We start from the raw sequence: 2,346 nt of genomic DNA, 5'->3' as shown, positions 1-2,346 counted from the left end.
GGGAGGCAGACGCCATAGCCTGCCGGCTCTCGCGCGATGCGCATTCGGATTTCTGGCGCAGCGGCGATGACGAACCCGAGATGATCCGCTGGCTGAGCTGGGGCAAGGAGCACTTCGCACTCGCTTGCGACACGGTGCATTTCGAACGTGGGACCAAACAGCGGTACGGCATCGGCCCGATCGATCAGAAGCGGGTGGAGGAGGGCCTAAACCAATTCCATACGGCCGCGGCAATACTCGACGCCGTGCTTGCCGAGCGGCAGTGGCTGGTCGGGAATTCGGTTTCCTATGCCGATTTTCGAATGGCGACCTTTCTGCCGTTCAACGATGCCGCCAGATTGCCGCTCGACGATTATTCCTCTGTCAGCCGCTGGTACCGTCGGCTTGAAGACATCGGCCCCTGGCGTGACCCTTTCAAGGGGATGGATGCACCCGAATTGCCGCCGGTGCCGCAAACGGCTGTCGCGGACCAGCGGTGAGAACGCGCGCGAAGAGCCGCGCAGCAGGCCGAGCCTACCAAGGCAATGATGTGCGGGGGATCGGATGAATATCTATGTCCTGAGCGTGGTCGAAGGACAGGAATGGGTCCTTCCTCGACAGGCGGACGACTACCAGCTGTTTTCGACGCTCTGCGGCCGGAAGCAGAGACAATGGCATCCGCCCGGGATGGAGATCCTGTGCGAACACGACGACGGTACGCTCCGGCAATATTCAGATTTTCCATGGCTTGGCGAGCATGTGCTCATCCCGCGGGCGAGGGCGTTGAAGTTGCTTCGGCCAACCCTCGAACCGTACGGTGAATTCCTGCCGCTTCGTGCTGACGAGCCAATATCGCTCTTCAATGTCACCACCGTGATCGATGCGCTGGATGAGGAACGTTCAAAGATCGTTCGCTTTGACGATGGCGGCATAATGGTGATCGAAAGCCTCGTCCTTCGAGCGGACGCAATCGGCGGTACCGAGATATTCAAGCTGCCCGAGCGTGCCGATGGGGTGCGAATATCCGATATCTATCTGCAGGAGACGATCGTACGCCGGATCGGGGAACTTGGGCTCAAGGGCATTGCTTTCAACTTGGTCTGGAGCGACGAGCCGGCCGGATCGAGTACTCAGGTGTGGAAAAGGGCATTTCAACCGCGAGCTCCCTCACGCGCTTTTGGGCCGGTCTGCGGCGAAGAGCAGGGTTTTGACATCAAACCTGCCGGACGACGGTGCCGACCACATTGACGAGAAGGCGCGCGGCGGTCAGCGCTGACAGGCCGTCGATATCGGCCGGAGGATAGAACTCGACAAGGTCGAACCCTGCGATCCGGGCCCGTCTGCCGAGGCTGGCGATCAGGTCGATCACCTGCGTGTAGGTGAGGCCGCCGGGTGTACGCGCCGCCACGCCCGGCATGATGCTTGGATCGAGGCTGTCACAGTCGAGGGTGACGACAACCCGCGCGCCTTCCGGAATATGCCGGAGCGCGGCTTCGACGCTCTGAGCGTGAACCTCGCGGGCGGTCACGAAGTGGCTGCCATAGCGCCGTGCCGCTTCGATCTCGGTGATGCGTGCGCTGCCGACGCTGCGCAGGCCGACTTGCACCATGCCTGCTACATGCGGCATCTCGCTCGCCCTGCGCATCGGGCTCGAATAGCCGTGGCGTTCGCCATACACCTCGTCGCGCCAGTCGATATGGGCGTCGATCTGCAGGACCCAGACCGGCCCGTGCTCCGCAAAGCCGGCGAGGAAGGGAATGGTCATGGAACAGTCGCCGCCGATCAGGATCGGCACGGCCGGCAATGCCAGGATCTCGCACGTTTTTGCCTCGATCCTGACCCTGTTGCCGGCATTGTCATGCATGGTGGTCAAGATATCGCCGGCGTCGATGCAAGACACCGGCTTGCCGTCGAACAGCGGACCGCCGAGATCGAAATCCCAGTGCCCGACGAACGTGGCGTCGTCCTGGCTCGCAGCGCGGATGGCATCCGCCGCCAAGGCGTGGCCGCGGCTGTCCTTGCCGGGATAAGTGCTGCCGTGACCGGCCCCGAAGATCACCGCGCGGGGCATGTGACCATCTGCGAGACGGTCTGGAAAGCCGAGAAAGGGAGGCGAGGGGGTCATGCCTTGATGGATCCTGATGATGCTTAGCGCACGCCGATCGGGTGCGGTTAAGTCAAGCGCCCCGGCTTCAGCTTTGTGCCGATCGGGTAAGCCCAATAAACTCTAAAACAATCGAGATCGATCACCCACCTGGTGTTTCAAATTTGGGCCAACGGGGCATTGGCGGTGGCATGCGCCGATTTCGAGGCGACATTGCGCTGCCGGCGAGGACGTTGGGGCGGCTTGCGTCGGCAGGGCAATGT

The 2,346-nt window shown here is 62.1% G+C and carries 3 protein-coding genes; 2 read left to right on the top strand and 1 reads right to left on the bottom strand.

Features of this window, described 5'->3' with window-relative positions; all coding sequences use genetic code 11:
- Together EOB59_RS15475 and EOB59_RS15470 are read left to right on the top strand one after the other, a co-directional pair.
- A partial coding sequence (locus tag EOB59_RS15475; protein ID WP_164895657.1) for a glutathione S-transferase family protein occupies positions 1-479 on the top strand: 479 nt, incomplete at its 5' end.
- 64 nt (positions 480-543) lie between these two features.
- A complete protein-coding gene (locus tag EOB59_RS15470; RefSeq protein WP_245486641.1) occupies positions 544-1,227 on the top strand; it encodes a DUF1629 domain-containing protein in 684 nt (227 codons plus the stop codon).
- Here EOB59_RS15470 and EOB59_RS15465 read toward each other — a convergent pair.
- Positions 1,193-2,104: an agmatinase gene (locus EOB59_RS15465; RefSeq protein ID WP_127396591.1), complete on the bottom strand. Its 912-nt coding sequence runs from the start codon at positions 2,102-2,104 to the stop codon at positions 1,193-1,195. The two genes, EOB59_RS15470 and EOB59_RS15465, sit on opposite strands and share 35 nt — an antisense overlap.
- Between the last annotated feature and the right edge of the window lie 242 nt (positions 2,105-2,346).

It is taken from the genome of Mesorhizobium sp. M7A.F.Ca.MR.176.00.0.0, assembly GCF_004023165.1.
Classification (GTDB): domain Bacteria; phylum Pseudomonadota; class Alphaproteobacteria; order Rhizobiales; family Rhizobiaceae; genus Mesorhizobium.
Note: the sequence above shows the minus strand (reverse complement) of the source record. Positions and strands in the feature narration are given on the sequence as shown.